Origin of the sequence: Zobellella denitrificans (genome assembly GCF_002237365.1) — a bacterium.
Lineage (GTDB): Bacteria > Pseudomonadota > Gammaproteobacteria > Enterobacterales > Aeromonadaceae > Oceanimonas > Oceanimonas denitrificans.
The window spans coordinates 1-23,967 of sequence record NZ_NMUO01000057.1 but is presented as its reverse complement, the minus strand read 5'-3'; the positions used below and the strand labels follow the sequence as shown (position 1 = coordinate 23,967).

The following is a 23,967-nucleotide window of genomic DNA, read 5'->3' as shown; positions in this document are numbered from 1 at the left end:
CCCAACCACTGCGAGTGCCCACACAGTTTGCTTGATAAATTGTTAAAGAGCGTTGACCGTTAGCGGGTCAGGGCTGCGTATTCTACGCCGTCCGTTTGATTCGTCAAGCCTCAAAACCGAAGTTTTTCCGCTTGTGACCGCCGGCGTGTTCCGCCGTGTCAGTGAGGGCGCATTATAGGGAGCCGCGCTTTTTGCGCAAGGGCTTTTTTGATAAAAAACACCGTTCGTACAGTTTTCGACCAAAAGTGACAATTTATTCTACTTTTACCTATTGAGGCCCGCCCTCGCTGCCCTGTCCATTTTGGCGGATGCAGCCTTACCGGCCTTGGGGTAAGATAGCGCCCCTTTTTTATCCCCCTTCAGCTTGGAGACTTGAATGCCTTTTTCCCTCGGCCAGCGCTGGATTAGCGATACCGAAACCGATCTGGGACTGGGAACCATAGTCGCGATCGATGTCCGTATGGTAACCATGCTATTTCCCGCCTGCGGTGAGAACCGCATGTACGCCAAGGACGATGCCCCCGTGACCCGGGTGATGTTCAACCCCGGTGACACCATCAGCAGTCATGAGGACTGGGAACTGGAGGTCGCGGACGTGACCGAGCAGGATGGCCTGCTCACCTATCACGGCACTCGCCTGGACACCGGGGAGCCGGCCAGTCTGAAGGAAACCTTTCTCAACCATTTTATCAAGCTGAACAAACCCCAGGAGCGCCTCTTTGCCGGCCAGATCGACAAGATAGGCCGCTTTAACCTGCGCTACCAGGCCCTGACCCACCAGTTCAACCAGCGCCGCTCTCCCCTGCGCGGCCTGGCCAGTGGCCGGGTCAGCCTGATCCCTCATCAGTTGCATATCGCCCGCGAGGTCGGTGGCCGTTATGCCCCCCGGGTGCTGCTGGCCGACGAGGTGGGCCTCGGCAAGACCATCGAAGCCGGCATGATCATCCAGCAGCAGTGGCTGTCGGGGCGGGCTTCCCGCATCCTGATCCTGGTACCCGACGCCCTGATCCATCAGTGGCTGGTGGAAATGCTGCGCCGCTTCAACCTGCACTTCGCCCTGTTCGATGAGGAGCGTTGCGTCGAGGCCTTCGCCGATGCCGCCAACCCCTTCGACACCGAGCAGCTTATCCTGTGCAGCCTCGACTTCATTACCAAGAAGCGCAAGCGTTTCGAGCAGTTGCTGGACACCAGCTGGGACCTGCTGGTAGTGGACGAGGCCCATCACCTGGTGTGGGACGCAGAACAGCCCAGCCGGGCCTATGAAGTGGTGGAAACCCTGTCCGGGCAGATCCCGGGTGTGCTGCTGCTTACCGCCACCCCGGATCAGCAGGGCCACGAGAGCCATTTCGCCCGCCTGCGCCTGCTCGATCCCGAGCGTTTCTACGACTACGACGCCTTCCTCGCCGAGGAAGAAGCCTACCAGCCCCTGGCCCGGGCGGCGGAAGCCCTGCTGGGAGAGGCGCCGCTCGATGATGAGGCCCTGGCGCGCCTGGCGCCCTTTATGGAAGCGCAGGAGGCGGTCGATCTGGCCAATCCCGAGCAACGGCACGCCCTGCTGGCCCGCCTGCTCGACCGCCACGGCACCGGTCGCTTGCTGTTCCGCAATACCCGTCATGCCATCAAGGGTTTTCCCTCCCGGCAACTGCACCTGCACTCCCTTCCCCTGCCCAACCAGTACAAGACCGCCATCCGGGTGGCCGGCATGATGGGCAACCATCAGGATACCGCCGCCCGCGCCCTGCAGGCCCTGTATCCGGAGGAGATCTATCGCCAGTTCGAGGGCGGCGACAGCGCCTGGACCCAGTTCGACAGCCGGGTCGAATGGCTGCTGGAATTCGCCAAGGCCAAGCGCAACGACAAGATACTCATCATCACCGCCAAGGCCGGCGTCGCCCTGGCGCTGGAAGAAGCATTGCGTACCCGCGAGGGGATCCGCGGTACCGTCTTCCACGAGGGCATGTCGTTGCTGGAGCGGGACAAGGCCGCCGCCTACTTCGCCCAGCAGGAAGGCGGCGCCCAGGTGATGATCTGTTCGGAAATCGGCTCGGAAGGACGCAACTTCCAGTTTGCCCACCAACTGGTGCTGTTCGATCTGCCGCTCAACCCGGATCTGCTGGAACAGCGCATCGGCCGCCTCGATCGCATCGGCCAGCGGCACGATATCGACATCCATGTGCCCTACCTGGAAGGTACCGCCCAGCAGGCGCTGACCCTCTGGTACCACCAGGGCATGGACGCCTTCAGCAGGCCCAACGCGGTCGGCCAGCCGGTCTACCAGCAGGTGGCCGAACGCCTGCTCGAACTGCTGGCCAACCACGGCCAGGATACGGAAGCCCTGGCGCAGCTTGTTGCCGACACCGCCGCCCTTGCCCGGGAGCTCAACAGCCAGATGGAGCAGGGACGGGATCGGCTGCTGGAACTCAACTCCAGCGGCGTCATCCACAATCGCAACCTGGCCACCCAACTGGCGGAAGCCGACCAGGATCCCACCCTGGCCATCTTCGCCATCAAGCTGTTCGACGAGGTGGGCGTGCACCAGGACGACAGGGGCGAAAACGCCATAGTGCTGCGCCCGACCGAGCAAATGCTGGTGCCTCAGTTTCCGGGCCTGCCGGAGGACGGCGCCAGCATTACCTTCGACCGGGAAACGGCGCTCGGCCGGGACGATCTGCATTTTTTGAGCTGGGATCACCCCATGATCCGCGGCGGCATCGACCTGGTGCTGGGCTCCGAGATCGGCACCACCTCGGTGGCCATCCTCAAGAACAAGGCGCTGCCGGTCGGCACCCAGTTCGTGGAGCTGATCTTCGTGGCCGAGTCCGCCCACCATGCCCAGCTGTACCGCTTCCTGCCGCCGGCCCCCATCCGCCTGCTGCTCGACAAGCACGGCAACAACCTGGCGGACAAGGTCAGCTTCGAGTCCTTCGACAAGCAGCTCAGCGCCGTCAACCGCCACCTGGCCAGCAAGCTGGTCAACGCTTCCCAGACGGTGATCCACCAGTTGCTGCAGGCCGCCCTGCCCCAGGCCGAGCAACAGATGCAGGGCCTGGTGGAAGAAGCCCGGGCGCGGATGCATGCCTCCATCGGCGAGGAGCTTTCCCGCCTGCAGCAACTGGCCAGGGTCAACCCCAACGTGCGCGAGAGCGAGCTGGGCCACCTGCGGGAGCTGAAGGACGAACTGGACGGCCTGCTCAGCCATACCCGCTTAAAACTGGACGCGATTCGGTTTATCGTGGTCAGCCATCAGTAAAGAGGACGAGTCGCCCATCATGGTTCTGCTGCGTTACGATCCCCCCATGGATCCCCAGTTCGAGGTGCTGTTCCAGGACAACAGCCTGATCGTGCTGAACAAGCCGAGCGGTTTGTTGAGCGTACCCGGGCGGGAGCTTATTCACCGGGACAGCCTGTCCTACCGGGTGGCCCGGGTCTACCCCGGGGTACAGGTGGTGCACCGGCTGGACATGGCCACCTCCGGGGTCATCGTCATGGCGCTGCATCCCAAGGCGCACCGGGAACTCAGCCGCCAGTTCCGGGAGCGGGAAACCGCCAAGCGCTACTATGCCTGGGTGCACGGCCGCCTGGAACAGGACGCCGGCAGCATAGACCTGCCCCTGTGCTGTGACTGGCCCAACCGGCCCCGGCACATGGTCAGCCTGGAGCACGGCAAGCCGGCCCTCACCCACTGGCGCTGCCTGCGCCGGGAGCCAGACCGCAGCCTGGTGGAACTGACCCCCATCACCGGCCGCTCCCACCAGTTGCGGGTGCACATGCTGAGTCTGGGCCACCCCATACTGGGCGACAACCTCTATGCCAGCGGCGAAGCCCTGGCGATGGCGCCGCACCTGCAACTGCATGCGGCCTGGCTGGCCTTTCGCCATCCCCGCAGCAAGCAATGGCTGGAGTTCAGCGCGCCGGCCCCCTTCTCCATGGGGCCGGCATGAACCGGGCCCGCTGGTTGCCCCTGCTGGCCCTGCTGGTCGCGCCGCTGGCCACGGGCAAGGCCGACTGGGCTCTGTTCGAACAGTACCGGCCCGAGCCCCGGCTGCTGCATTTTGATGCGGGCGCCAGCCAGACCGCCGGCACCCTGCTGATCTGGCCCGAGCTGGACCAGCCTCACCTGTGGCTGGCGATGGCGGAATACTGGCAACAACGGGGCTGGGATTTCCTGCTGCTGCTGCCGGATCCTGATCAGCAGGCCTTCGATCCGGTCAGCGAGCAGCCCTCGCCGGCGCAGCAGGCCTGGCTGGAGCGGCAGGCGCAGCGCCTGAACGAGGCGCTGGCGGCGACGGAATCCGAGCCCCCCCTGGTGGTCATGGCACAGGGCAGCGCCGCCCTCTGGTTCCAGCAACTGATCGACGCCGGCCAGTCCCGGACACCGGACGCCCTGATCCTGCTCGACGCCCATCCCCGGGCGGCCGATCAGCAGCGGATGCTGGCCATCAGCCTGGCCCGCAGCCCCTATCCGGTGCTGGACATCCATGGCCGCAGCGATGACGCCGCCACCAACGCCAACCGGCAGCGTCGCCGCCAACAGGTGGCCCGCCAGGATAAAGCCGACTACGAAGCGCAGCGTCTCGCCGCCCATTCCCTGCTGGAACGGCAGGTGGCCGGCTGGCTGATGCGCCGGGGCTGGCTGCCGCTGCCCCCCAGTGCCCCCGACTACCTGAGAGGACAGACCCATGAAGCTGGTATTTCTCGATCGCCAGACCCTGGCGCCGACCATTGAGCTGCGCGCCCCCGGCTTTCCCCACCGCTGGCAGAGCCATGAGGAAACCGCGCCCGGCCAGGTGCTGGAGCGGCTGCGGGAGGCGGACATCGCCATCGTCAACAAGGTCAGGCTCGATGCCGATACCCTGGCCCACCTGCCCCGGTTGAAGCTGATCGCCATCGCCGCCACCGGCAGCGACAACGTGGATCTCGCCGCCTGCCGCCAGGCGGGCATCGCCGTGTGCAATATCCGCGATTACTCCAGAAATTCGGTGCCCGAGCACGCCCTGGCCCTGATCATGGCCCTGAACCGCAATCTGCATGCCTACCGGGCCTCCATCGCCGCCGGGCGCTGGCAGCAGGCCGGGCAGTTCTGCTATTTCGACTACCCGGTGCGGGATCTGGCCGGCCAGACCCTGGGGTTGATCGGCTACGGCACCATAGCCCGGGATCTGGAGCGGCTGGCAACGGCCCTGGGGATGCAGGTGATGGTGGCGGCCCGCAAGGGCCAGGCCGCCGGCGAAGGCCGCCTGGCCTTCGAGGAGGTACTGGCCCGGGCCGACGTGCTTAGCCTGCACTGTCCGCTGACGGACGACACCCGCCACCTGATAGGGCCGCGGGAGTTCGCGCTGATGAAACCCGATGTGTTGCTGATCAACGTCGGCCGGGGCGGCCTGGTGGACGAGGCCGCCCTGCTGGCGGCCCTGGAAAACGGCACCATCGGCGCCGCCGGCTTCGACGTGGCCAGCGCCGAGCCGCCCGCGCCGGATCATCCACTGATGCAGGCCCTGCGCCATCCCAACTTTATTCTCACCCCCCACATCGCCTGGGCCAGCCAGTCGGCCATGCAGCGGCTGGCGGATCAGCTGATCGACAATATCGAGGCCTTTGTGGCCGGGCGGGAACAGAACAGGCTGGTGTAAATAAGGGGTAAGGGGTGAGGGGTAAGGGGTAAAGGGTAAGGGGTAAGGGGTAAGGAGAATGCCTCCCGCTTCCCCTCCCGCCTCACTTCCATTCAGCGGATATTGCGCACCGCCCTGATGGTCTCCCAGGCCTGCTGTATGTCCTGGGCCTTCTCCTTGGCCAGCTCCATCATCTCCTTGGGCAGGCCCTGGGCCACCAGCTTGTCAGGGTGATGCTTGGACATCTGCCGGCGGTAGGCCTTCTTGACGGTGGCGTCGTCGGCACCGGCCTCCACCTCCAGGATCCGGTAGGCATCGCGCAGCCTGTCCTCGGCCGGCCGCTGCTGGTGCCGGCCACTCCCCGCCTGTTGCCCGTTGCGAAACATATGCAACTGGGCCTCGGCGAAAGCCAGCAACTGCTCCAGCTCCCGGCTGGAAAAACCGAGCTCACCGGCGACAAAGTGCAGCAGGCGGCGCTCGGCCGGGTGCAGCTCGCCGTCGGCAAAAGCCAGTTGCAACTGTACCTCCATAAAGAAGCGCAACAGGTTGCGGCTGTCCCTGACCTGGGCACGGAACCGGCGCAGGGTCTCGGCCAGTGGGAAGTCGCTCTCCTTGCCGTCGCGGAAGGCCTGCTGGGCCTCGGCCTTCTGCTCGCCTTGCAGCCGCATCTGGGCCATCAGCTGTTCCGCCAGCCGGATTTCCTCGGCCGAGACCCGGCCGCTGGACTTGGCGATATGCCCCATGGTGGCGAAGGTGGCGTAGAGAAACTCGGCCTGGCTGTCTTTGTTGAAGCGCCAGGCGTGGGCCAGCTTGCGATCGACCAGGTGCCCCAGCCACAGGCCCAGCAGGGCACCGGGGATGTTGCCGATCAGCAGTCCGAACAGAAAACCGATCAACTTGCCCTTGATATGCGCCAGCATTCAGCGCACCTCGTGCGGGTCGGAAAAAGGAGCCGCAGCCGCCTTAATCGGGGTGAAGAGAAAAGAAAGGGGAAAAAAGATCATCGGGCGGGTTCCATTCACGAAAACAGGGCACCGGGGCCGGCCGTAGTGCTGGCAACAAGAATGCATTATCATAGCCCGCTACCATAAAATAATGACACCAAAAGCTCAACCAGCCCGCCGGGCCCGGGACGGTGTCGCCACGACCAGGAACGCGAGCATCAACCCATGAGAATACGGATTATCGGCTTTCCCCTGCTGTTTGTTTCCGGCCTGGTTCAGGCCCAGACCGATGCCCTCACCTCCGGCCAGGATAGCCCCTTTTCGTTCAGCCGTTGCTTCAGCCACGTGCCGCTGCGCCTCGATCCCGGCACAACCGACCCCAATGCCCCCATCACCGTCACCGCCGAGGTGCTCGAGGCCACCCGGGACGGCAAGATCCTCTACCGGGGCGATGTCCGGGTGGAGCAGGGCGCACGCCAGTTCGGTGCCGACTATGTCGAACTGGAGCAGCAGAGCCGGGATGTCCGGGCCGAAGGCAATATCCACTTTACCGACGGCACCATCACGGTGGAAAGCGATCACACCCTCACCGGCAACCTCAACACCAAGGACACCGAACTGGATCAGGCCCGCTACCAGCTGCACGGGGATCCCGGCCGCGGCCAGGCCCGCCGGGTGCGGATGACCGAGGACACCAACAGGGTCGACCTGAGCGGCGCCAGCTACACCACCTGTCCGCCCAACGAGGAAGCCTGGCAGCTCAGGGCCAGCTCGGTGCGGGTGGAGCAGGATGAGGTATTCGGCGAAGCCTGGAATGCGGTGCTCTGGCTAGGCGACGTACCGGTGTTCTACTTCCCCTATATCAAGTTCCCGGTCAAGGACGAACGCCAGAGCGGCCTGCTCTACCCGTCCTTCGATCTCAGCAGCGAACACGGCACCGATATCCGCCTGCCCTATTACTGGAACATCGCTCCCAACTACGACGCCACCCTGACCCCGCGCTACATGGAAAAACGCGGTACCGCCGCCCAGCTCGAATTCCGCTACCTGCCGGTGGAAGGCCAGAGCGGCACCCTCTACGGGGAGTACCTCGACAGCGACGACAAGCTCGCCGACTCCGAATGGCGCGACCGCGCCCGCTGGCTGTTCAACTGGCGCCACCATGCCCGTTTCGACCCCGACGGCCACTGGCGGGCCAATGTGGACTACACCAAGGTGGCCGGCTGGGACTCGGTCTATGTGGACGACTTTTCGCCGCCGGTCGGCATCCTGGTCGAGGACCAGCTGATGCAGTCCTTCCGGGGGGGCTACCATGACCGCCGCTGGCAGCTGACCGCCGAAATGCGGGACTACCAAATCCTGAAACCCGACCGGCTGACTCCCTTCCAGCTGGCTCCCAGCCTGGCCCTGACCAGCTACCAGCACCTGGGGGGCGTCGATCTGGGCTTCGACTCCGAACTGACCCGCTTCGCCAACGACGGCCAGGATGTATATGAAGCCACCCGCTTCCATGCCGAGCCCAGGCTGGTCTACTCCCTGGTCGACCGGCCCGGTGGCCAGCTCACCGCCGAAGCGGGGGCCTACTACACCCACTATGAGCAGGATATTCCCTCTGAACTCGCCCCCTATTACCAGGATGAGAGGGGATTCAGTCCAGATCAACTCGACTCCAGCGCCGATCGGCTGCTGCCCCGCCTCCGGCTGAACGGCACCCTGGTGTTCGACCGGGACACGGCCTGGTTCGGGCAAGCCTTTACCCAGACCCTGGAGCCCCAGTTCCAGTACCTGTACGTGCCCTTCAAGGATCAGGATCATATCGGTCTGTATGACACCACCGACATGCGTCAGGACTACTACAGCCTGTTCAGCGATCGCCGCTTCGCCGGCCTGGACCGGATCAGCGACGCCAACCAGCTGACCGGCGGCTTCACCAGCCGCATCTACGACCAGGAAGGCATAGAACGGCTGCGCCTGGCCCTGGCCCAGTCCTACAACTTCGTCTCTCCCCGGGTCCGGCTGTTCCCGACCGATACCCCCAGCGATATCAAGCGTTCCTTCCTCACCTTCGAAGGGGATCTGAACCTCGACGGCAACTGGTTCGTCCATGCGGAAGCCCAGCAGGATACCCGCAACAACCGCCTGGCCGCCGGCAACCTCACCCTGGAATACAACCACCAGGGCCGCCTCGCCCAACTCGGCTTTCGCCATCTGAACCAGAACTATTATCAGGAAGCCAACCTCGCCGACGATCTCAACCAGTTGGGCGGCACCTTCTCCTGGCCACTGGATCCCCAATGGCGGCTGATCGGCGGTTATTACCGGGATATTGAACTCAACCGCAATATCGACAGTCTCATAGGACTGCGCTACGACTCCTGCTGCTGGGCCGTCAGCCTGGTCTGGGAGCAATGGCAGAAAGAGGACAAGCTGTTCAACCCGACACAAACCCTGCAGGAAACCACCATAGGGTTGCGCTTCGAACTGAAGGGACTGAGTTCCATCGGTGCCGGTGGTGGCGAGTTCGCACCGGGCACCAAGCTGTTGCCTTATTATCGGCCCTTCAATCTCAACAACTGATTTTTACTCGTACACAGGACCTGTCATGAAGAAAAGAGGTAAACAACTGCTTATCGCCGCCGGCCTGGTGCTGGCGGCGGCTGCCAGCCAGGCGGTGGAGCTGCTGGATAAGGTGGTCGCTGTCGTCAACCAGGACGTGGTGCTGGAAAGCCAGCTCAGCGGCCTGGTCAATCAGGTCCGGCAAAGCGCCCGTGCCGCCGGCCAGCCGCTGCCGGAAGAGCGGCAACTGCGCAAGCAGGCCCTGGATCGCCTCATCCTCGAAAGCCTGCAACTGCAGCTGGCCGACCGGCTGGGACTGCGCATCACCGACACCCAGCTGGAGCAGGCCATCACCAATATTGCCCGCAGCGAGGGCAAGACGGTCGAGCAACTGCGCGCCGGCGTGGCCGCCGAGGGCCTGACCTACGCCCAGTTCCGGGAGCAGGTACGCAACGAGATCCTGCTGAGCGAGCTGGCGCGCAATCAGGTACGCCGCCGCATCAATATCTCCGATCAGGAAGTGAAGCAGGTGGTGCAGATGATCAAGGAGCAGGGCCAGGGCAATAGCCGCTACCGGGTGGGCAACATACTGCTGCCGCTGCCCGCCAACCCCAGCAGCGAGCAACTGCGCCAGGCCAGCGGCCTGGCCGAACAATTGATGGCCCAACTCAAACAGGGCGCGGACTTCCGCCAGCTGGCCATCGCCCACAGCGCCGGTCCCAAGGCCCTGGAAGGGGGCGACTGGGGCATGCTCGGCATCAATGAAATGCCCTCCCTGTTCAGCGAAGCGGTGAGAAATCACGCCAAGGGTGATATCATCGGCCCCATCCGCTCCGGCGCCGGTCTGCATATCCTCACCATCTTCGATATGGAAGGAGGCACCACCCAGACGGTGCAGGCGGTGGAAGTCAAGGCCCGCCATATCCTGATCAAGCCGTCCATCATCATGAGCGAGGAAAAGGCCCAGTCCATGCTGGCCGGTTTTTCCCGCTCGATCCGGGCCGGTGAAGCCAGCATGAGCGAGCTGGCGGAACAGTTTTCAGAAGATCCGGGCTCCGCCATCAACGGCGGCGACCTCGGCTGGGCGGCCCCGGAGATGTACGTCAGCAGCTTCCGCGATACCGTCAACCGACTCGATGTCGGCCAACTGAGCGAGCCCTTCCGCTCCGAACACGGCTGGCACCTGGTGCTGCTGGAAGACCGGCGGGTGATGGACGCCACCGAGCAGGCCACCGAGCAGCGGGCCTATCAGTTGATCTTTAATCGTCGCTTTACCGAGGAAGTGCAGACCTGGCTGGATGAGCTGAGGGATGAAGCCTATATCCGTATTGTCGACCCCAATTTAGCCAACGGTGAATTGTGACTTGTAAACGCATAGCCATAACCCCCGGCGAGCCCGCCGGCATCGGCCCCGAGCTGATGCAGGCGCTGGCCGAGCACGACTGGCCGGTCGAGCTGGTGGTGATCGCCGATCCCGACCTGATCCAGAGCCGGGCCCAGGCCCTGGGCAAGCAGTTGACCCTGCTGCCCTACCACCCCGAGCAGCCGCCCGTGCCCCAACGGGCCGGCACCCTGACCATAGAGCCGGTCCGGCTCGCCCGGCCGGCGGTGCCCGGCCAGTTGGACGAGGCCAACGGCCTCTATGTGCTGGAAACCCTGAAGCGGGCCTCCGACGGCAACATGAGCGGCGAATTCGACGCCGTGGTCACGGGCCCGGTCAACAAGGGCATCATCAACAAGGCCGGGGTCTCCTTCAGCGGCCACACCGAATTCTTCGCCCAGCAGGCCAATGTGCCGGACGTGGTGATGCTGCTGGCCACCCCCGGCCTGCGGGTGGCCCAGGTTACCACCCATATCCCTCTGGCCTACGTGGCCCGGGCCATCACCCCCGAGCGGCTCAGCAAGATCACCCGCATCCTGCATGCGGAGCTCAAGGCCAAGTTCGGCATCCCCAAACCGCGCATCTATGTCTGCGGACTCAATCCGCACGCAGGTGAGGACGGCCACCTGGGGCGGGAGGAACTGGACATCATCATCCCTACCCTCGACCAGTTGCGGGCCGAGGGCATGGATCTGGTGGGGCCCCTTTCCTCGGATACCGTGTTCCAGCCCAAATACATGCAGGACGCCGACGCCTTCCTGGCCATGTACCACGATCAGGGACTGCCGGTACTCAAGTACATCGGTTTCAGCAAGGCGGTGAACATCACCCTGGGACTGCCCTTCATCCGCACCTCGGTGGATCACGGCACCGCCCTGGAACTGGCGGGAACCGATAAAATCGATGCGGGCAGCATGCTGTGCGCCGTTAATCAAGCCATTGAGATGATAGAAAAACGCGATGAATAGTAAGGTTCACCAGGGCCACAAGGCCCGCAAACGGTTTGGTCAGAATTTTTTGCACGATGACTACATCATTGACCAAATAGTCGATGCTATTCATCCCAGCGATGATTTCACCATGGTCGAAATCGGCCCCGGCCTCGGTGCCCTCACCGGTCCGGTGTGCGATCGGATCAGCCGCCTCAACGTGGTGGAGCTGGACCGGGATCTGGCGGCCCGCCTGGCCACCCATCCCTTCCTCAAGGACAAGCTCAACATCCACCAGGCCGACGCCATGAAGTTCGACTTCGCCAAGCTGCTGGAGCCGGGCAAGAAGCTGAAGATCTTCGGCAACCTGCCCTACAACATCTCCACCCAGCTGATGTTCCACCTGTTCGAGTTCGCCGCCCTGGTGGAAGACATGCACTTTATGCTGCAGAAGGAAGTGGTCAACCGGCTGGCCGCCGGCCCGGGCAGCAAGGCCTACGGCCGACTGAGCGTGATGGCCCAGTATTACTGCCAGGTGGTGCCGGTGCTGGAAGTCGGCCCCGAGGCCTTCAGGCCCGCGCCCAAGGTGGAGTCCGCCGTGGTCAAGCTGCTGCCCTATGCAGCCCCGCCCCATCCGGCCCACGATATCGGCTGCCTGTCCCGGGTGACCGCCGACGCCTTCGGCCAGCGGCGCAAGACCATCCGCAACAGCCTGCAACACCTGTTCAGCGCCGAGCAGCTGTCGGCCCTGGGCCTGGATCCCTCCGCCCGTCCCGAGCAGCTGAGCCTGGCCCAGTATGTGATCCTGGCCAACGCCCTGGCCCAACAGAAGGAAGCCTGATGACTCCCGGAGCCATTCACATCGCCACCCGGCCCCAGTACCTGGCCGACAGATCCGCCCCCGACGAGCAGCATTATGTGTTCGCCTATACCATCACCATCCGCAACGACGGTAACGAGAGGGTCCGACTGATCAGCCGCCGCTGGCTGATCACCGATGCCAACGGCAAGAAAATCGAGGTGGAAGGCAGCGGCGTGGTGGGCGAGCAGCCCCGAATCGCTCCGGGCGAAGAATACACCTATACCAGCGGCGTCAGCCTGGAAACCCCGGTGGGAGTGATGGAAGGCAGCTACACCATGGTGCTGGACGATGGTCGCGAATTCCAGGCCCCCATCGCCGCCTTCCGCCTGGCCATGCCGAACCTGATCAACTGATGGCCACCTATCTCGTCGGCGATCTGCAGGGCTGCCTGCACGAGCTGGAGCAGTTGCTGACCGAGGTGGGCTTTTCGCCTTCCCGGGACCAGCTCTGGCTGACCGGCGACCTGGTCGCCCGCGGCCCCGATTCCCTCGGCTGCCTGCGGCGTATCGCCGCCCTCGGCAATGCCGCCACCACTGTGCTCGGCAACCACGATCTGCACCTGCTGGCGGTGGCCAACGGCATCGGCCGGCCCAAGGCCGCCGATCGCATCGACGACATACTGCAGGCCGCCGACGGGGCCGATCTGCTGTACTGGCTGCGACACCAACCGCTGCTGGCCGAGCACGAGGGGCACGGCTTTGTCATGACCCACGCCGGCATCCCGCCCCAATGGAGCCTGGAGCAGGCGCGCCGGGCGGCGCGGCGGGCCGAGGCCGAGCTGCAATCACCCCAGTACCGGCAACGGCTGGCGCAGATGTACGGCGACGAGCCCGGACGCTGGCGCGAGGATCTCGATGAGCTGGAGCAGTTGCGCTACACCATCAACGCCTTTACCCGCATGCGCCTGTGCCACCCGGACGGCCGGCTCGACTTCGGCTACAAGGCGACCCTGGCCGAGGCCCCGCCGACGCTGCGCCCCTGGTACGAGCTGCGGGGCCAGTACCAGGATCCGCCCCTGGTATTCGGCCATTGGGCGGCGCTGGAAGGCCGCTGCGACATCGCCGGCATCCACGCCCTGGACACCGGCTGTGTCTGGGGCGGCAGCCTGACCCTGCTGTGCTGGGACAGCGGCGAACGACGTTCGACGCCCTGCCCGGCCTATGCGTGAGGCGTGAGGCGTGAGGCGTGAGGCGGCATTATAAATAACAACAGCCCGGCGTTAAGCCGGGCTGTTTAGATGGTCAGTGGCGCTCCAGTACCTGAAAGCGGCAGTCGTAGGGATTGCGCTCGTCCGCCGGCCTGAGCTCCTCCGAGACCAGCCGCCATTCTTCCCCAATTTCCGGAAAACGGGTATCCCCTTCCAGGCTGGCGTCGATACGGGTCAGGTAGAGCCGGCTCGCCAGGGGCAGGAAGGCGGTGTAGAGCTGGCCGCCGCCGATGATCATCACCTCTTCCGCCTCCGCCAGCAGTTCGAGCACCGCCGCCGGCGAGCCGGCCAGTTCGGTACCCGCCGGCGCCTCACTCAGCGAGCGGCTGAGGATCACATTGCGCCGCCCGGGCAGGGGCCGGCCGATGGACTCGAAGGTGTTCCTTCCCATCACCACCGGCTTACCCAGGGTGACCCGCTTGAAGTAGGCCAGATCCGCCGGCAGGTGCCAGGGCATGCCGTTGTCCTTGCCGATGACCCGCTCCCGGGTCATGGCGACGATCAGCGACAGCTCCATGCCTTACTCCCGGGTATAGATGACGTGGCCGTCGTCTTCTTCGTCATCCCAGTCGTCATCATCATCGTCCCCATCCTCGACCTCCGTCAGCGCCGCCTGGTGGTACTCATCCCACTTGAAGCTGACCGGCTCGCGGGCCGCCTCCAGCTCCTCCTGGGAACGCGGATGCTCGTCGAGGAAGCCCATCAGCGCCTGGGTCAACTCGCGGGTGCCCTCCTTGCTGATGGCACTGATGCGGAAGATGGGCCCCTGCCAGTCCAGCAGCTCCACCACCCGGTCGATGATGGCCTCGGCTTCCTCTTCCAGCACCAGATCCAGCTTGTTGAACACCAGCCAGCGCGGCTTGGCGGCCAGCTCTTCGCTGTATTGGGCCAGTTCGTTGACGATGATGTCGGCGTTGTCGGCCGGATCCGAGCCATCCACCGGCAGCACGTCGATCATGTGCAGCAGTACCCGACAGCGCTCCAGGTGCTTGAGGAAGCGGATCCCCAGGCCGGCTCCCTCGGCCGCTCCCTCGATGAGGCCGGGGATATCCGCCACCACGAAGCTCTTCTGGCCGTCGCAGCGCACCACCCCCAGATTGGGCACCAGGGTGGTAAAGGGATAGTCGGCCACCTTGGGCTTGGCCGCGGACACCGAGCGGATAAAGGTGGACTTGCCGGCGTTGGGCAGCCCCAGCAGGCCGACGTCGGCCAGCAGCAGCAATTCCAGCAACAGACTGCGCTCCTCGCCCGGGGTGCCGTTGGTTTTCTGCCGCGGCGCCCGGTTGACCGAACTCTTGAAGCGGGCATTGCCCAGGCCGTGGAAGCCGCCCTTGGCCACCAGCAGCTTCTGGCCGTGACGGGTCAGATCGCCGAGGATCTCGCCGGTCATCTCGTCCTTGGCCCGGGTGCCCACCGGCACCTTCAGTACCAGATCCTTGCCCCGCTTGCCGGTACAGTTGCCGCCCCGGCCGTTTTCACCGCGCTCGGCCCGGTGAAACCGCTCGAAATGGTAGTCGATCAGGGTATTCAGGTTCTCGTCGGCCAGCAGGTAGAGGTCACCGCCGTCACCGCCGTCGCCGCCGTCCGGCCCGCCCATGGGTACATACTTCTCCCGGCGGAAGCTGACACAGCCGTTACCGCCGTCGCCCGCCTCAACCCGGATCTCCGCTTCATCGACAAACTTCATTGCATTGCTCTCCCATTCGCTTGCTGAGCCCAGTATATCCGGCCCAAACGCCGAATGTGACTTTCATAAAGCAAAAAGCCCCGCCGGGTGGCGGGGCTTTTCAAGTCCGGCTTGTAACTTATTCGGTTACAATGCTGACAAATTTACGGTTCTGCGGACCCTTCACCTCGAACTTCACCTTGCCATCGGCTTTGGCGAACAGGGTGTGGTCCTTGCCCAGACCTACGTTGTCGCCGGCGTGGAACTTGGTGCCACGCTGACGGACGATGATGTTGCCCGCCAGGACAGACTCACCGCCAAAACGCTTAACGCCCAGACGTTTACTTTCTGAATCGCGACCGTTACGAGTTGAGCCGCCTGCTTTTTTGTGTGCCATGGAACTTAACTCCTCTCTTAGGCGCTGATACCAGTGATCTTCACTTCAGTGAACCACTGACGGTGACCCTGCTGTTTGCGAGAGTGCTTACGACGACGGAACTTGACGATCTTGACCTTCTTGCCACGACCGTGGGCAACTACTTCTGCAATTACCTTGCTGCCGTCTACGTAGGGTACACCTACTTTAACGTCTTCACCTTGGGCAACCATCAGCACCTTGTCGAACTCGACAGAGGCGCCGGTTTCAACGTCCAGCTTCTCCAGACGAACGACCTGGCCTTCGGCTACACGGTGCTGTTTTCCGCCGCTTTGGATTACCGCGTACATGTCTATAACTCCGAATATGGCACTTTTACCCTCTTCGGGCCGTGCACTAAAACTGTTCTACAATGGCCGCGCATTGTACGTAAAATGATCCCCTTAGACAAGGGCCGAACAGCAAAAAAATCTCCCCTTCCCGGTTTCTGGCCTAACCCCAGCCGGGCGGGTTTATCCCTTTGACAAATCGTGTAAAATCCTACCACCAATGGCTTTAGACTGCACCGTCCGGCTCAAAATTTTATGGTAGATATCAACAGGGTAAAAACACTGACCGCGCAGGATATGCAGGCGGTCAACGACCTTATCATGTCGCGGCTGCAATCGGAGGTGGCGCTGATCAACCAGCTCGGCTTCTATATCGTCAGCGCCGGCGGCAAGCGCATGCGGCCCATGCTGACCGTGCTGGCCGCCCGCGCCCTGGGCTTCGAGGGCGAGGACCATATCAAGCTCGCCGCCATCATCGAGTTCATCCATACCGCCACCCTGCTGCACGACGACGTGGTGGACGAGTCGGATCTGCGCCGGGGCCGGGACACCGCCAACGCCCTGTTCGGCAACGCCGCCAGCGTGCTGGTGGGCGATTTCCTCTATACCCGTGCCTTCCAGATGATGACCGAGCTCGGCAACATGAAGATCATGAACATCCTGAGCGACGCCACCAACATCATCGCCGAGGGCGAGGTGCTGCAGTTGATGAACTGCAACGATCCGGACACCACCGAAGACAGCTACATGCAGGTGATCTACTGCAAGACCGCCAAGCTGTTCGAGGCCGCCACCCGCCTGGCGGCGGTGCTGACCCACCAGTCCCCGGCGGTGGAGCAGGCCATGCTCGACTATGGCAAGTACCTGGGCACCGCCTTCCAGTTAGTGGACGACATCATGGACTACAGCTCGGATGCCGGCGACATGGGCAAGAACGTGGGCGACGACCTGGCCGAGGGCAAGCCCACCCTGCCGCTGCTGCGCGCCATGGCAGTCGGCACCCCGGCCCAGCGCGAGCGGATCCGTGACGCCATCGCCAACCGTAGCGGCATGGCTCATCTGGAGGAGATCCTGGGCATACTGGCCGACACCCACGCCCTGGAATACAGCCGCGAGCGGGCCCAGCAGGAGGCCGAGAAAGCCATCGCCAGCCTGGCCCCATTGCCCGACGGCGAGCACAAGGCGGCGCTGATCGATCTGGCCCACCTGGCGGTGGAGCGCACCCGCTGACTCACGCTTCACCATGCTGAATAAAAAACGCCAGCCCTGGGGCTGGCGTTTTTGCTGCGTTACCGGGAAGCTCAGGCTTCGAAGGGATGGCGCAGTATCATGGTCTCGGCGCGATCCGGGCCGGTGGAGATGATGTCCACCGGTACCCCGGTGATCTCCTCGATCCGCTTGACATAGTCACGGGCCGCCTGGGGCAGGCCTTCCACGGTAGTGACACCGAAGGTGGTTTCCTCCCAGCCGGGCATGGACTCGTACACCGGTGTCACCGTCTCGTAGCCTTCTGCGGCCATGGGCGGGACATCGCGTACCGAACCGTCAGGCATCCGGTAGCCCACACAGATCTTCACTTCCTTCAGGCCGTCGAGCACGTCCAGCTTGGTCAGGCAGAAGCCGGAAATGGAGTTGATCTGGATGGCACGCTTCATGGCCACCGCATCGAACCAGCCGGTGCGGCGCTTGCGGCCGGTGGTGGCGCCAAACTCGTGCCCCTTCACGCCCAGGTACTCGCCCACCTCGTCAAACAGCTCGGTGGGGAAAGGACCAGAGCCGACCCGGGTGGTGTAGGCCTTGACGATGCCCAGCACATAGTCGACGTAGCGCGGACCGAAGCCGGAGCCGGTCGCCACGCCGCCGGCGGTGGTGTTGGACGAGGTCACATAGGGATAGGTACCGTGATCGATGTCCAGCAGGGTGCCCTGGGCGCCTTCGAACATGATCTTGTCGCCATTCAGGCGGGCCTTGTCGAGCAGGTCGGTCACGTCCACCACCATGCTGGTGAGCAGTTCGGCATAGCCCTGGGCCTGCTCCAGCACGGATTCGTAGGAAACGGCTTCGGCGCCGTAGAAACCGGTCAGCTGGAAGTTGTAGTAGGCCACCACTTCCTTGAGCTTGTCGGCAAAGGCAGCCATGTCGAACAGGTCGCCCACCCGCAGGCCGCGCCGCGCCACCTTGTCTTCGTAGGCCGGGCCAATACCGCGGCCGGTGGTGCCGATGGCCTTGGCGCCCCGGGCCTTCTCCCGCGCCAGATCCATGGCGACATGGTAGGGCAGGATCAGCGGACAGGCTTCGCTCAGCACCAGGCGCTCGCGCACCGGAATGCCGCTCTCTTCCAGGCCACGCATTTCCTTGAGCAGGGCCTCGGGAGACAGCACCACGCCGTTACCGATCACACAGGTGCAGTTGTCGCGCAGAATACCGGAGGGGATCAGGTGGAGGACGGTTTTCTTACCGTCGATGACCAGGGTATGGCCGGCATTGTGGCCGCCCTGATAACGCACAACATAACGGGCTTTGTCAGTCAGCAGGTCGACGACCTTACCCTTGCCTTCGTCACCCCATTGGGTGCCTAGTACAACAACGTTTTGTCCCATTTTCACTAACTGTTGAGTTGTTAAAAATGGAGTCTAACAAATTTTGACCAAGGTCGGAACAATGGGAGCGGGACTTTTGATGGAAAAATCGCGCAGAAAAAAGCCCGGTTGCCCGGGCTGGTATCACTGCTTACTGGACCCTGCCTGAAGGATCCTTCAGGAAGCGGAAGAAATCGCCGTCCGGCTTCAGGATCATCATGTCGCCGCCGCTTTCGAAGCTCTTGCGATAGGCCTCGAGGCTGCGGATAAAACTGAAGAACTCGGGATCCGCCGCATAGGCATCGGCGTAGATGCGGGCCGCCTGGGCATCCCCTTCACCGCGCAGGGTGCGGGAATTGCGCTGGGCTTCGGCGATCATCACCGTCACCCGGCGATCCGCCTCGGCCTTGATGATCTCCGCCTGCTCACGACCTTCGGATCTGTGCTCCCGGGCCACGGCGGTCCGCTCGGCACGCATCCGCTGGTAGATGGAGTTGGACACTTCGGTCGGCAGGTTGATCTGCTTGATCCGCACGTCCAGCACCTTGATGCCCAGCTCGGAGGATGACTCCAGCAGGCCGCGCAGGGCGCTTTCCATCACGTCACCGCGCTCACCGGACACGATATCGCGGATGGTCCGGCTACCGATTTCGGAACGCAGGCTGTTGTTGATCCGCCGGCGCAGCAGGTTCTCGGCCTGCAGCCGGTTGCCGCCGCCGGTGGCCAGGTAGTACTGGGCGAAGTTGTCGATGCGCCACTTGACGTAGGAGTCGATGATCAGGTCTTTCTTCTCCGAGGTCACGAAGCGATCCACCTGATCGTCCAGGGTCTGGACGCGGGCGTCGAGCTTGCGCACCTGGTCGATCATCGGCACCTTGAAATGCAGGCCCGGCTGGTAGACGGTGGGCAGGTCGGAGCCCTGCTCCCGTTTCACCTTGCCGAATTGCAGCACTATGCCCCGCTCGCCTTCCCCGACCACGAACACCGAGGAATACAGCACGATCGCCACCAGGCCGAGAACAACGAGTAATACTCTTTTCATCGCTTAGTTTCTCCCTGTCGGACGAATAGCGCTACGGTCCGAACCCGGCCGCAACTGACCGCCGTCCTGACTCGTGGGGACATTACCGTTCAGGTAATCGGAAGTGATGATATTGGGATCGATCCGGGTGGCCCGGCCCGCCTGCTGTTCCATCATCTTGTCCAGCGGCAGGTAGAGCAGGCTGTTGTTGCCGTCGGGGGTGTCCACCACCACCTTGTTGACCTTGCTGTAGATCTCTTCCATGGTTTCCAGGTAGATACGCTGGCGGGCCAGATCCGGCTGCAACCGGTACTGGGGCAGCAGCTCACGGAAACGGGCTACCTCACCTTCGGCGCGGAAGGACACCTGCTCCTTGTAGGCTTCGGCTTCCTGCAGCAGACGCTGGGCCTGACCACGGGCCTTGGGCTCGATTTCCCGGGCGTAGGCTTCGGCTTCACGGATAAAGCGCTGCTCGTCTTCCTGGGCGGCGATGGCATCGTCGAAGGCATCTTTTACTTCTTCCGGCGGACGGGCCGGCAGGAAGTTCAGATCGAGCACCATCAAGCCCAGCTGGTAGGGGTCGATGATCTCTTCGAGCAGGGCCCGGGTTTCCTGGCGCACCCGCTCACGGCCCACGGTGAGCACGTCGTCCATGGTGCTGTGGCCCACCACATAGCGCAGGGCGCTGTCGAGTGCCTGGTGCAGGCTGTCATCGGCATTGGTCACGTTGAACAGATAGTCGCGCGGCTCGATGACCCGGTACTGCACATCCATCTCCACGCGGACCAGGTTCTCGTCACGGGTCAGCATAAAACCGGAGGCCGGCTGGGAGCGTACCGTCTCCACGTCCACCGGGTAGACCCGGTCGATGAAGGTCGCTTTCCAGCTCAGGCCCGGATCCACCGTCTGGTAGAACTTGCCGAAACGCAGCACCACGCCCCGCTGGGCTTCGCCTATGGTATAGAAACCGCTGACCACCCACACCACCAGGGCGATGACCAGGCCCACAACGATACCGAAGGAGCCGATGCTGCCACCGCCACCACCGGTACCACGGTTGCCCAGCAGCCCTCCCAATTTGTTGCTCAGGTTGCGAATCACCTGATCCAGATCTGGCGGGCCCTGATGTTTGCCGTTATTCCCCCAGGGGTCACGGTCCTTACCACCATTTCCAGGCTCATTCCAAGCCATTTGTATCTCCGTCTTTCTGGTTTATGAAAGTAACTTTACCAAGCAATCAATCGCTTATAAAGCGCTCTAGCTGTTCGCCTTCCTGTTTAAGCAGGCGGTGCCAGTCGGCCTGCTGCAGCCGGATGTCGACCACATACTCCCCCTGCTCCCCAAAAGACTCGTTCACGACCCCGTTCAGGGCATAGAGCCGGCTGCGCAGCCTGGCCGCCGATGGCGGCAGGGTCAACTGGTGTTCCACCAGTACCCCGGCCAGCAGCCGGTTCAATGCCTCTAAGAGACCGTCGATCCCCAGAGCTTCTTGCGCCGATACCCAAACGGCACAAGGCCGCCCCTCGTCGTCGACCTCGACGCGCGGGCTGGGCGACTCCAGCTTGTCTATCTTGTTGAACACCATCAGCACCGGTACCTCGTCCGCCTCGATCTGCTCGAGCACCGAATTCACCTCGTGGATGTTCTCCCGCATCTGCTCGTCGGCGCAGTCCACCACGTGCAGCAGCAGATCCGCGTCGCGGGTTTCCTGCAGGGTGGCCTTGAAGGCCGCGATGAGATCATGGGGAAGATGGCGGATAAAGCCGACGGTGTCGGCCAGGATGGCGGGCCCGGCATCGGGCAGCTCTATCTTGCGCAGGGTGGGATCCAGGGTGGCAAACAGTTGATCCGCCGTATAGACCCCGGCCTGGGTCAGCCGGTTGAACAGGGTCGACTTGCCGGCGTTGGTGTAGCCCACCAGGGACAGGGTCGGGATCTCGTTGCGCTGCCGCGCCCGGCGCCCCTGCTCCCGCTGGCGGGACACCTTCTCCAGCCGCTTCTGGATATACTTGATCCGCTCCCGCAGCAGCCGGCGGTCGGTCTCGAGCTGGGTTTCCCCCGGGCCGCGCAGGCCGATGCCGCCTTTCTGCCGCTCCAGGTGGGTCCAGCCCCGCACCAGCCGGGTGGACAGGTGCCGAAGCTGGGCCAGTTCGACCTGCAGCTTGCCTTCGTGGGTACGGGCCCGCTGGGCGAAGATATCGAGGATGAGGCCGGTTCTGTCCAGCACCCGGCACTTGACTTCCCGCTCCAGGTTGCGCTCCTGGGCCGGGCTCAGGCTGTGGTTGAAGATGACCACGTCGGCCTGGTGCATCTGCACCAGCGCCGCCAGCTCTTCCACCTTGCCGGTGCCGATAAAGAATTTGGACTGGGGCGCCCCCCGGCTGGCGGTCACCACGGCGCAGGTGGTGACCCCGGCGGAGTCAGCCAGCAGCTCCAGCTCGTCCAGCGCTTCCCGTTCGTTATCGTCGGCAAAATTAATGTGAACCAAAATGGCGGACTCGCCACCTTGATAACGCTCAAACAAGGTGCTTCCTCCGTCGTTCAGACACAGCGCACATCAAGGCGCTGTCACACCGCCATACAGGGTTGCTCGTCAATATCAATCTTGATCCTGCTCGGTATCACCCTGATCCGGGCCGCCCGACGAAGGCGCCTGGTGATGCACCGGCCGGGCCGGTACCACGGTCGAGATAGCGTGCTTGTACACCATCTGGCTGACGGTGTTCTTCAGCAGAATGACGAATTGATCGAAGGATTCAATCTGCCCTTGCAGCTTGATGCCATTCACCAGATAAATAGAGACGGGGATCCGTTCACGTCGCAGCGCATTCAGAAACGGATCCTGCAGAGATTGTCCCTTAGCCATCTTGTTGTCCTTATCTTTTGTAATTGTGGAAAATTGTTATTGTTGTCTGTCGTCGAGCGCCAGCTTCACCCGTTCAACCAGGTGACGGCCGGCCTCTTTGTTATCGGTATCCAGCCAGTGCAGATCCGGCCAGCTCCTAAGCCAGGTCAGCTGCCGCTTGGCCAGTTGCCGGGTGGCCGCAATCCCACGCTCCACCATTTCATCATAGCCGACAACGCCATCCAGGTAATCCCACATTTGGCGGTAGCCGACACAGCGGATGGACGGCAGTTCCGGATGCAGATCCCCCCGCTGATACAGGTTGCGAACCTCCTGCTCGAATCCCTGCTCGAGCATCAGCCGGAACCGCTCGGCAATGCGCCGGTGCAGCTCGGCCCGCTGGGCGGGTGCAATCGCGAACTGTAACACTTTGTACGGCAGGGGATCACCCTTGTGTTGCGTTAATTCTGTGAGCGTTTTACCGGAAATACGAAAAACCTCCAGGGCCCGGGACAGGCGCTGGGGGTCGTTGGGGTGGATACGGGCGGCCGCCACCGGATCGATATCGGCCAGTTGGCGGTGCAGCTCTGTCCAGCCCAGGCGGGCCGCCTCGGCCTCGATCCCGGCCCTGACCGCCGTATCCGCGCCGGGCAGGGGGGACAGGCCTTCGAGCAGCGCCTTGAAGTAGAGCATGGTCCCCCCCACCAGCAGCGGGATCCGCCCGGCCTGGGTGATCTCCGCCATGGCGGCCAGGGCATCGCGGCGGAAGTCGGCGGCCGAATAGGCCTCGGCGGGATCCCGCAGGTCGATGAGCCGGTGGGGGAACAGGGCCTGCTCTTGCGCCGTCGGCTTGGCAGTCCCGATATCCATGCCCCGGTAGACCAGGGCCGAATCAACGCTGATCAGTTCACAGGGCAGCTCCCGGCACAGGGTCATGGCCAGACTGGTCTTGCCCGATGCCGTGGGCCCCATCAAGAATATTGCCAGGGGTTCAGTCCCCATCCATCCACCTGTCTAGTTGTTGCTCCAACGCCACCGGCCGCAAAAAGGGCACTTCCTCCAGGTCGGCGGGCAAACCGGGCTGCAGCCGTTGCCACAAGGCGCTCGCCTCGGCCAGGGTCCAGGCCGCCCGGGCCTGTGCCTGACCGGCGAGCCAGCCACACAGGGCCGCCGGCTGGGCCTGTGCCTCATCGTCCAGCCGGGCCAGCAGTTCCGGAAACAGCCGGGCCAGATCCGCATGGCGCAAGGGCTGCGGCACCCGGGTCAGGATAATGGTGCCTTTACTGCCGCTTTTCAACTCCAGGCCCAGTTTTTGCAGCGTAGGACCATGCCGCGTCAAGGCCGCCGCTTGTTCCCGATCCAGGGGGATGCTGATGGGCAACAGCAGGGGCTGGGGCGTCAGTCCCTCTCGCCACACCGCCAGCAGCGCCTGGCCATTTTCATGGGCGCGGGCCCCGTCCAGATCGCACAGCCAGAGCCGTTCCCGGTACATCAGCACCAGGAAGCGTTCCCGCGCCAGCAGCAGCGGCTGGCCCTGCCCGCTGTCCGACGAGACCCCGGCAGCGGCCGGCATGGCCGGCATGGCCGGCTGAGGCAGAGGCCGGGACGGAGCCAGGGTGGTCAGCAGGCCGCTCATGCCCTGCCATTCCCGCCGGCTCAGGCC

At 63.6% G+C, this 23,967-nt stretch carries 22 protein-coding genes and 1 pseudogene; 11 read left to right on the top strand and 12 right to left on the bottom strand.

Annotation, left to right across the window (positions count from 1 at the left end; genetic code table 11):
* Positions 1 to 376 precede the first annotated feature (376 nt).
* The 4 genes from rapA to CGX12_RS12635 are packed head-to-tail and all read left to right on the top strand — an operon-like array spanning position 377 to position 5,630.
* On the top strand, positions 377 to 3,250 hold the full coding sequence (rapA, locus tag CGX12_RS12650) for an RNA polymerase-associated protein RapA (protein WP_094040237.1): 2,874 nt from the start codon (positions 377 to 379) through the stop codon (positions 3,248 to 3,250).
* A gap of 25 nt (positions 3,251 to 3,275) precedes the next feature.
* The gene (locus tag CGX12_RS12645) at positions 3,276 to 3,941 is read left to right on the top strand and encodes an RluA family pseudouridine synthase (protein ID WP_217898172.1); all 666 of its coding nucleotides are present in this window, start codon (positions 3,276 to 3,278) and stop codon (positions 3,939 to 3,941) included.
* Positions 3,938 to 4,726, top strand: coding sequence for a DUF3530 family protein (locus CGX12_RS12640; RefSeq protein ID WP_094040235.1), 789 nt, complete (start codon positions 3,938 to 3,940; stop codon positions 4,724 to 4,726). The genes CGX12_RS12645 and CGX12_RS12640 overlap by 4 nt, the downstream gene beginning before the upstream one ends.
* Complete coding sequence (locus CGX12_RS12635; protein WP_094040234.1) at positions 4,680 to 5,630, top strand: D-2-hydroxyacid dehydrogenase; 951 nt, start codon at positions 4,680 to 4,682, stop codon at positions 5,628 to 5,630. Before CGX12_RS12640 ends, CGX12_RS12635 begins: the two co-directional genes overlap by 47 nt.
* A 92-nt stretch (positions 5,631 to 5,722) precedes the next feature.
* Here the strand turns inward: CGX12_RS12635 and djlA are convergent, their stop codons facing one another.
* Positions 5,723 to 6,529, bottom strand: coding sequence for a co-chaperone DjlA (djlA, locus tag CGX12_RS12630; RefSeq protein ID WP_094040233.1), 807 nt, complete (start codon positions 6,527 to 6,529; stop codon positions 5,723 to 5,725).
* 249 nt (positions 6,530 to 6,778) lie between these two features.
* Here djlA and lptD point away from each other — a divergent pair, with 249 nt between their 5' ends.
* Genes lptD through CGX12_RS12600 form a run of 6 tightly spaced genes read left to right on the top strand, consistent with a single transcriptional unit; the run spans position 6,779 to position 13,449 of the window.
* The gene (lptD, locus tag CGX12_RS12625; protein ID WP_094040232.1) at positions 6,779 to 9,130 is read left to right on the top strand and encodes an LPS assembly protein LptD; all 2,352 of its coding nucleotides are present in this window, start codon (positions 6,779 to 6,781) and stop codon (positions 9,128 to 9,130) included.
* A gap of 25 nt (positions 9,131 to 9,155) precedes the next feature.
* Positions 9,156 to 10,472, top strand: coding sequence for a peptidylprolyl isomerase SurA (gene surA, locus CGX12_RS12620; protein ID WP_094040231.1), 1,317 nt, complete (start codon positions 9,156 to 9,158; stop codon positions 10,470 to 10,472).
* Entirely contained in the window at positions 10,469 to 11,458 is a 990-nt protein-coding gene (gene pdxA, locus CGX12_RS12615; RefSeq protein ID WP_094040230.1) for a 4-hydroxythreonine-4-phosphate dehydrogenase PdxA, read from the top strand. Before surA ends, pdxA begins: the two co-directional genes overlap by 4 nt.
* Positions 11,451 to 12,260: a 16S rRNA (adenine(1518)-N(6)/adenine(1519)-N(6))-dimethyltransferase RsmA gene (gene rsmA, locus CGX12_RS12610; RefSeq protein ID WP_094040229.1), complete on the top strand. Its 810-nt coding sequence runs from the start codon at positions 11,451 to 11,453 to the stop codon at positions 12,258 to 12,260. Before pdxA ends, rsmA begins: the two co-directional genes overlap by 8 nt.
* The gene (gene apaG / locus CGX12_RS12605; protein ID WP_094040228.1) at positions 12,260 to 12,634 is read left to right on the top strand and encodes a Co2+/Mg2+ efflux facilitator ApaG/CorD; all 375 of its coding nucleotides are present in this window, start codon (positions 12,260 to 12,262) and stop codon (positions 12,632 to 12,634) included. Before rsmA ends, apaG begins: the two co-directional genes overlap by 1 nt.
* The gene (locus CGX12_RS12600) at positions 12,634 to 13,449 is read left to right on the top strand and encodes a symmetrical bis(5'-nucleosyl)-tetraphosphatase (RefSeq protein ID WP_094040227.1); all 816 of its coding nucleotides are present in this window, start codon (positions 12,634 to 12,636) and stop codon (positions 13,447 to 13,449) included. Before apaG ends, CGX12_RS12600 begins: the two co-directional genes overlap by 1 nt.
* 73 nt (positions 13,450 to 13,522) lie before the next feature.
* Here CGX12_RS12600 and folA read toward each other — a convergent pair whose 3' ends face one another.
* The 4 genes from folA to rplU all read right to left on the bottom strand — a co-directional run bounded on the left by folA (position 13,523) and on the right by rplU (position 15,880).
* The gene (folA, locus tag CGX12_RS12595) at positions 13,523 to 14,005 is read right to left on the bottom strand and encodes a type 3 dihydrofolate reductase (RefSeq protein ID WP_094040226.1); all 483 of its coding nucleotides are present in this window, start codon (positions 14,003 to 14,005) and stop codon (positions 13,523 to 13,525) included.
* 3 nt (positions 14,006 to 14,008) lie between these two features.
* Positions 14,009 to 15,175, bottom strand: coding sequence for an Obg family GTPase CgtA (cgtA, locus tag CGX12_RS12590; RefSeq protein WP_094040225.1), 1,167 nt, complete (start codon positions 15,173 to 15,175; stop codon positions 14,009 to 14,011).
* A gap of 118 nt (positions 15,176 to 15,293) precedes the next feature.
* Positions 15,294 to 15,551 (bottom strand): 50S ribosomal protein L27, encoded by a 258-nt coding sequence (rpmA, locus tag CGX12_RS12585; protein ID WP_094040224.1) that lies wholly within the window; start codon positions 15,549 to 15,551, stop codon positions 15,294 to 15,296.
* Between the two features lie 17 nt (positions 15,552 to 15,568).
* Positions 15,569 to 15,880 (bottom strand): 50S ribosomal protein L21, encoded by a 312-nt coding sequence (gene rplU / locus CGX12_RS12580; protein ID WP_094040223.1) that lies wholly within the window; start codon positions 15,878 to 15,880, stop codon positions 15,569 to 15,571.
* Between the two features lie 234 nt (positions 15,881 to 16,114).
* On the opposite strand from rplU, the gene ispB reads away from it, so the two are divergent.
* On the top strand, positions 16,115 to 17,089 hold the full coding sequence (gene ispB, locus CGX12_RS12575) for an octaprenyl diphosphate synthase (protein ID WP_094040222.1): 975 nt from the start codon (positions 16,115 to 16,117) through the stop codon (positions 17,087 to 17,089).
* A 71-nt stretch (positions 17,090 to 17,160) separates the two neighbouring features.
* Here the strand turns inward: ispB and CGX12_RS12570 are convergent, their stop codons facing one another.
* The 7 genes and pseudogenes from CGX12_RS12570 to CGX12_RS12540 all read right to left on the bottom strand — a co-directional run.
* Positions 17,161 to 18,459: an adenylosuccinate synthase gene (locus tag CGX12_RS12570; RefSeq protein WP_094040221.1), complete on the bottom strand. Its 1,299-nt coding sequence runs from the start codon at positions 18,457 to 18,459 to the stop codon at positions 17,161 to 17,163.
* Positions 18,460 to 18,589: 130 nt separating this feature from the next.
* Positions 18,590 to 19,480, bottom strand: a complete 891-nt coding sequence (hflC, locus tag CGX12_RS12565) for a protease modulator HflC (protein ID WP_094040220.1) — start codon at positions 19,478 to 19,480, stop codon at positions 18,590 to 18,592.
* 3 nt (positions 19,481 to 19,483) lie between these two features.
* Positions 19,484 to 20,650: an FtsH protease activity modulator HflK gene (hflK, locus tag CGX12_RS12560; RefSeq protein ID WP_094040219.1), complete on the bottom strand. Its 1,167-nt coding sequence runs from the start codon at positions 20,648 to 20,650 to the stop codon at positions 19,484 to 19,486.
* A gap of 46 nt (positions 20,651 to 20,696) precedes the next feature.
* Entirely contained in the window at positions 20,697 to 21,983 is a 1,287-nt protein-coding gene (gene hflX / locus CGX12_RS12555) for a ribosome rescue GTPase HflX (protein ID WP_094040218.1), read from the bottom strand.
* A 75-nt stretch (positions 21,984 to 22,058) separates the two neighbouring features.
* Positions 22,059 to 22,325 (bottom strand): RNA chaperone Hfq, encoded by a 267-nt coding sequence (gene hfq / locus CGX12_RS12550; protein WP_094040217.1) that lies wholly within the window; start codon positions 22,323 to 22,325, stop codon positions 22,059 to 22,061.
* A gap of 36 nt (positions 22,326 to 22,361) precedes the next feature.
* On the bottom strand, positions 22,362 to 23,306 hold the full coding sequence (gene miaA, locus CGX12_RS12545) for a tRNA (adenosine(37)-N6)-dimethylallyltransferase MiaA (RefSeq protein WP_094040216.1): 945 nt from the start codon (positions 23,304 to 23,306) through the stop codon (positions 22,362 to 22,364).
* Positions 23,296 to 23,967 (bottom strand): annotated as a pseudogene (locus tag CGX12_RS12540) (DNA mismatch repair endonuclease MutL); the annotation flags it as partial. The gene miaA and the pseudogene CGX12_RS12540, both read right to left, overlap by 11 nt.

Bases quoted from the DNA above. Each gene is read 5' to 3' on its own strand.
- rapA (WP_094040237.1), top strand. From the start codon at position 377: ATGCCTTTTTCCCTCGGCCAGCGCTGGATTAGCGATACCGAAACCGAT.
- CGX12_RS12640 (WP_094040235.1), top strand. From the start codon at position 3,938: ATGAACCGGGCCCGCTGGTTGCCCCTGCTGGCCCTGCTGGTCGCGCCG.
- CGX12_RS12635 (WP_094040234.1), top strand. From the start codon at position 4,680: ATGAAGCTGGTATTTCTCGATCGCCAGACCCTGGCGCCGACCATTGAG.
- djlA (WP_094040233.1), bottom strand. From the start codon at position 6,529: ATGCTGGCGCATATCAAGGGCAAGTTGATCGGTTTTCTGTTCGGACTG.
- lptD (WP_094040232.1), top strand. From the start codon at position 6,779: ATGAGAATACGGATTATCGGCTTTCCCCTGCTGTTTGTTTCCGGCCTG.
- surA (WP_094040231.1), top strand. From the start codon at position 9,156: ATGAAGAAAAGAGGTAAACAACTGCTTATCGCCGCCGGCCTGGTGCTG.
- rsmA (WP_094040229.1), top strand. From the start codon at position 11,451: ATGAATAGTAAGGTTCACCAGGGCCACAAGGCCCGCAAACGGTTTGGT.
- apaG (WP_094040228.1), top strand. From the start codon at position 12,260: ATGACTCCCGGAGCCATTCACATCGCCACCCGGCCCCAGTACCTGGCC.
- CGX12_RS12600 (WP_094040227.1), top strand. From the start codon at position 12,634: ATGGCCACCTATCTCGTCGGCGATCTGCAGGGCTGCCTGCACGAGCTG.
- folA (WP_094040226.1), bottom strand. From the start codon at position 14,005: ATGGAGCTGTCGCTGATCGTCGCCATGACCCGGGAGCGGGTCATCGGC.
- cgtA (WP_094040225.1), bottom strand. From the start codon at position 15,175: ATGAAGTTTGTCGATGAAGCGGAGATCCGGGTTGAGGCGGGCGACGGC.
- rpmA (WP_094040224.1), bottom strand. From the start codon at position 15,551: ATGGCACACAAAAAAGCAGGCGGCTCAACTCGTAACGGTCGCGATTCA.
- rplU (WP_094040223.1), bottom strand. From the start codon at position 15,880: ATGTACGCGGTAATCCAAAGCGGCGGAAAACAGCACCGTGTAGCCGAA.
- ispB (WP_094040222.1), top strand. From the start codon at position 16,115: ATGGTAGATATCAACAGGGTAAAAACACTGACCGCGCAGGATATGCAG.
- CGX12_RS12570 (WP_094040221.1), bottom strand. From the start codon at position 18,459: ATGGGACAAAACGTTGTTGTACTAGGCACCCAATGGGGTGACGAAGGC.
- hflC (WP_094040220.1), bottom strand. From the start codon at position 19,480: ATGAAAAGAGTATTACTCGTTGTTCTCGGCCTGGTGGCGATCGTGCTG.
- hflK (WP_094040219.1), bottom strand. From the start codon at position 20,650: ATGGCTTGGAATGAGCCTGGAAATGGTGGTAAGGACCGTGACCCCTGG.
- hfq (WP_094040217.1), bottom strand. From the start codon at position 22,325: ATGGCTAAGGGACAATCTCTGCAGGATCCGTTTCTGAATGCGCTGCGA.
- miaA (WP_094040216.1), bottom strand. From the start codon at position 23,306: ATGGGGACTGAACCCCTGGCAATATTCTTGATGGGGCCCACGGCATCG.